The sequence below is a fragment of the Planomonospora algeriensis genome, assembly GCF_977012225.1.
The window spans coordinates 1-4,659 of sequence record NZ_CDRNDK010000470.1 but is presented as its reverse complement, the minus strand read 5'-3'; the positions used below and the strand labels follow the sequence as shown (position 1 = coordinate 4,659).

General features: G+C 73.4%; 4 protein-coding genes. 2 read left to right on the top strand and 2 right to left on the bottom strand.

The features are described 5' to 3' along the window. Window positions 1–433 precede the first annotated feature (433 nt). Window positions 434–1,324: a hypothetical protein gene (locus tag ACWJ6R_RS30460; RefSeq protein WP_449065529.1), complete on the top strand. Its 891-nt coding sequence runs from the start codon at window positions 434–436 to the stop codon at window positions 1,322–1,324. A 90-nt stretch (window positions 1,325–1,414) separates the two neighbouring features. On the opposite strand, the gene ACWJ6R_RS30455 is transcribed toward ACWJ6R_RS30460, so the two are convergent. Further along, entirely contained in the window at window positions 1,415–2,440 is a 1,026-nt protein-coding gene (locus tag ACWJ6R_RS30455) for a DUF3553 domain-containing protein (protein WP_449065528.1), read from the bottom strand. A 71-nt stretch (window positions 2,441–2,511) separates the two neighbouring features. Next, window positions 2,512–3,045: a DEAD/DEAH box helicase gene (locus ACWJ6R_RS30450; RefSeq protein ID WP_449065527.1), complete on the bottom strand. Its 534-nt coding sequence runs from the start codon at window positions 3,043–3,045 to the stop codon at window positions 2,512–2,514. A 128-nt stretch (window positions 3,046–3,173) separates the two neighbouring features. Between ACWJ6R_RS30450 and ACWJ6R_RS30445 the strand changes: the two genes are divergently transcribed. Then, complete coding sequence (locus tag ACWJ6R_RS30445) at window positions 3,174–4,253, top strand: FUSC family protein (RefSeq protein WP_449065526.1); 1,080 nt, start codon at window positions 3,174–3,176, stop codon at window positions 4,251–4,253. Window positions 4,254–4,659: the final 406 nt, after the last annotated feature.

Here is a 4,659-nt window from a genome sequence, read left to right as displayed (position 1 = left end):
AGAGCGCTTCCCTGACACGGAAGAGGTCACAGGTTCAATCCCTGTATCGTCCACCACGCTCCACGACCGGCTTCATCCCGGTCGAACGGGAGACAAGCCCCAGCTCACGGTCTTGGCCGAGAGCTTGGGGCTTTTTTCTGTGCCCGATCGCTTCGGGCTGCTCTCAACACCGGCGCTGACGCCATGCCGCCCCTTGGAGCGAGGTTCGTCAGCGGTTTCCTTCCCATCATCCGATCCGGACCGTTGAGACACGGCGACCCGGCTGGTCCCGCGTCCGGATACTCGCTCATCCGTCGTCGCGAGCGACGGAGCGTCTTCCACTGACGACGCCGCCCATCCCGATCCGCTCCTTCCGGATCGGGGCCGCAGCCCCATCGGGCAACACCACTCGACACGGAGAGTAAAGTAATGATTACCTTTTGAAGGGAGAGCCGTGTCCCCCGGCCATGAGCACGAGATGCCCCTGGAGATGACCAGACGCCGTCCCGCCTTCGCCCTGGAGCTCCTCGCGTTGGGGCTGAAAGCCCAGCCGGACGGATACCACGACGCCCGCCTCGAGTCGGTGGAGCTGAACGAGCGGCTGCCCGCCGAGTACATGGCGGACTCGGTCATCTCGGTCGAGGGTCCCGGCGGCGGCCGGCGTTTCGTGATCGTGGAGGTCCAGCGAGCGTGGGACGACCGGAAGGTCTGGTCCTGGGCGGCCTACGTCGGCGGCCTGATGGGGCGGCACCGGTGCGCGGTGCTCCTCGTCGTGGTCTGCCTCAACAAGGCCGTCGCCGCCCGCTACGACCGGCCGATCATGCCGACCGACTCGTGCATGCTGCTCCGCCCGGTCGTCGTCGGCCCCGACCAGCTCCCCCTCCCCCGCACCACCGAGGACGTGCTGGCCTCCCCGGAGCTCGCCGTGCTGTGCGCGATCGCGCACAGCGACGACTTCGACGTCGTGGCCACGGTGGGAACCGCCATGGCCGAGGTCGAGGACGAGCGGGGCCCTGTTTATTACGATTACCTTTATGGACATCTCGCGGAGCCGGTCCGCGCACGGCTGGAGGAGATCATGAGCACCCTCACCCCGGAGACCGAGAGCGGCATCGAGCGGCTCATGCGACGGCGGGAGGCCATCGCAGAGGCACGCACGAAGGCGCACACGGAGGTGCACACGAAAGCGGAGATGCTGGTCCTGATCCTGGAGACCCGCGGGCTCACGCCGAGCGCTTCCCAGCGTGAGCGGATCGCCTCCTGCACCGACCCCGAGGTCCTGACCGCCTGGGTGACCCGCGCGGCCACCGCCACCGCCACCGCCGAGGTCTTCGGGGACGACTGAGGCCGTCCGCGCGGCCCTGGCCCCTGTCCGCATCCCGCTCCGCGGGTGTTCCCCCGGGTCGCGCCCATCGATCCCGCTGACGGTTCCTCCTCAACCGGCCACCAGCAGGTGGTCGCGCTCGACGGCCTCCAGGGAGAGCGTCTTGTAACCGACCTCCTCGAACAGAACGGTGACCCGGTCGTTCTCCCGGCTCATCACCGTTCCCGGGCCCCAGGCGCTGTGCCGTACCCGGGCGTGCATCGCGAATGGGCCGTCGTCGACCTCGGGGGCCTCGGCGACACCGGCCCGGCAGGTGTCGCAGTCCCCGCAGGCCCGCTCGTACGGCTCGCCGAAGTACTCCAGCAGGAACCGGCGGCGGCACCCGGTGGTCTCGGCGTAGGCGCGCATCATGTCGATGCGCGAGTCGTCGATGCGGCGGCGGGTCTCCTCCAGTTCCACCGCCGTCTCCACGGCGCTCTCCGGATCGGGCCCGCCGGGGACCGCGCGCAGGTCGCCCTCGGCGGTGACCTCGACGGCGCCCGCGCGTTCCAGCAGGTTCACCGCCCGGGTCAGCCGGGTGGCGCCGACGTCGAGCACCTCACGCAGCTCGCGGGCGGGCACGGTGCCGCCGTGCCCGCGGATCAGCGTCGCGATCCGCAGCAGGAGCTCCTCGTCGGCCCTGCCTCCGGCGAAGAACCGGCGCAGTCCCAGGTCCTCGGGCCGGTAGAACAGCACGGCGGCGGCGGGTTCCCCGTCCCGCCCGGCCCTGCCGATCTCCTGGTAGTAGGAGTCGGGCGACTCCGGCGGGGCGGCGTGCAGCACGAACCGCACGTCGGGCTTGTCGATGCCCATGCCGAACGCCGAGGTCGCCACGACGACGTCCAGCTCGTCGTCGCGGAACATCTCGTGGACGCGGTGCCGGTCGGCCGCCTTCAGGCCCGCGTGGTACGGCTCGACCCTGCGGCCCGCCTCCCGGAGCGCCTCGGCGTACTCCTCGGCGGCGCGGCGGGTGGCGACGTAGACCAGGCCGAGGCCGGTGCGGGTGGCGGCGTCCTCCACGAGCGCGCGCCGCAGGTCCTCGTCGGTGACGAAGCGGCGGACCTCCAAGCCGAGGTTGGGCCGGTCGAACCCCCGCACCACGTGGAGCGCGTCCCGCAGGCCCAGCGACGCCGTGATCTCCTCGCGGACCGCCGGGGTGGCGGTGGCGGTCAGCGCACCACAGGCGGGTGGCCGAGCCGTTCGACGACCTGGCCGAGCCGCAGGTAGTCGGGGCGGAAGTCGTGCCCCCAGGCGGAGACGCAGTGCGCCTCGTCGATGGCGATCAGCGAGGGCCTCGCGGCGCGCAGCCGGTCCACGGTCTCGGGTTTGGCGAGTTGCTCGGGCGAGAGGAAGACGAACTCGGCGCGGCCCGCCCGTACGGCCTCCAGGGAGGCCTCGCCGCCGGACTGCGCGGAGTTGACCGCGACGGCCCCTCCCGCGTCGGTCTCGGCGAGGCCCGCGACCTGGTCGCGCTGGAGGGCGATCAGCGGTGAGACGACGACCGTGGGCCCGTCGAGCAGCAGTGCGGGCACCTGGTAGACGGCCGACTTCCCGCTGCCGGTCGGCATGACCACGAGCGCGTCGCCGCCGTCCAGCAGGTGGCGCATGGCCTCGAGCTGGCCGTCGCGCAGGTCCTCCCATCCGAAGACCTCGCGGGCGACCTCCCGCAGCCGCTCCGGTCCCGCCCCGGCCCCGTTTCCCACGTCCGTCCCCCTCCGTCGCCCGTCCTGACCCGCCCTCGGCTACCCGGGGATCGGCGCGGTACTCGTCGGCCGGTGTGCCGGGCCGGTGTGGCAGCATCTGCGGGAAGAGCACGTCAGGAGGAGGGTGCGTGGAGGTCGATGTGCGGGGCCGGCTGCGGCGGCTGGCCTTCATGGGCCCTTCGATCGTCCAGTGCTCCGTGGCGGCCGGGCTCGCGTGGGTCGTGGCCACGGATCTGTTCGGCCACGCGCGTCCTTTCTTCGCGCCGATCGCCGTGGTGGTCTGCATCGGCGTGGCCGTCGGCCAGCGGCTGCGGCGGGCCGCCGAGCTGGTCGCCGGGGTGAGCCTGGGGGTGGGCGTCGGCGACCTGCTGATCCTGCAGATCGGTTCCGGGCCCTGGCAGATCGCCCTCGTCGTCGCCCTGGCGATGGGCACCGCGGTGCTGCTGGACAGCGGCACGCTGATCGTGCTGCAGGCGGGGTCGTCGGCGGTCCTGGTCGCCACCCTGCTGCCGCCCGGCGACACCGGAGGGCTGGACCGCATGGTCGACGCGCTGATCGGTGGGGTGCTGGGCATCGCCGCCGTCGCGCTGCTGCCCGCCAGCCCGGCCGCCATCGTGCACCGGCATGCCGAGGCCGTCCTCGAGGCGCTGGCCGCCGCGCTCAGCGGTACGGCGGAGGCCATGGAGCAGGGCGATCCGGAGCGTGCCTCGGCCGTGCTGGAGGAGGCCAGGGGGACCCAGTCCTCGGTGGAGGCGTTCGGCCAGGCGCTGGAGACGGGCCGGGAGATCACGGCCATCGCGCCGCTGCGCCGCCGCCGGCGCCAGCGGTTCCTCAGGTACGAGACGGCCTGGGTGCCGGTCGACCACGCGCTGCGGAACATGCGGGTGCTGTCCCGGCGGGCCCTCGTCGCCCTGAGCCAGGCGGAGTCGCCGTCTCCCGCGTTCCCGGTGGCCCTGCGGGAGCTCGCCGACGCGGTGCTCCTGTTCCGCGACGAGCTCGCGGCCGGTCGCCCGCCCGACGGGACCAGGGCCGCGGTCATGGGGGTGGCGGCCCGGCTGGCCGAGCTGCCCCCCGGCCGGTCGGGGCTCTCCACCGACGCCATGACCGCCCAGCTGCGGTCCGTCGTCGTCGACCTGCTGGAGGCCACCGGGGTGGACCGCGAGGCCGCCGTCGCCGCCCTCCCGTCCCTCTCTCCGCCCCCCGGGTGAGGAGGACCGCGGAGCCGCCGGCCTGCGGGCGGCGAATCGTCCGGCGCGGGGATCGGGTCTTGTCAGGGCAGGCCGTTCAGGGCAGGCCGTTGGTCCGCCTGAAGTCCTCCCACACCTGTACGCAGTAGGAGTGGCGCCAGTCGCCGCGGGGCAGGCGCCTGCAGACGTAGGCGCTGCTGAAGCGCTGGTCGAGGGCGCCCGCCCCGTCGGAGCCGCGCTCTCCCGCTCCGCCTCCCGCCCCGTCTCCGCGGGAGGCGGGCCCGCCCTCCGGCCCGCTCTCCCCGCCGGAGGGCGGCCTCCCTCCCCCGGACGGCCTCGTCCCTCCTGACGGGCTCCCCCTCCCCCGACGGCCTCACGCCGCCGGACGGCCTGGCCTGGGCGGACGGCGCCTCACCGCGCGGTACGG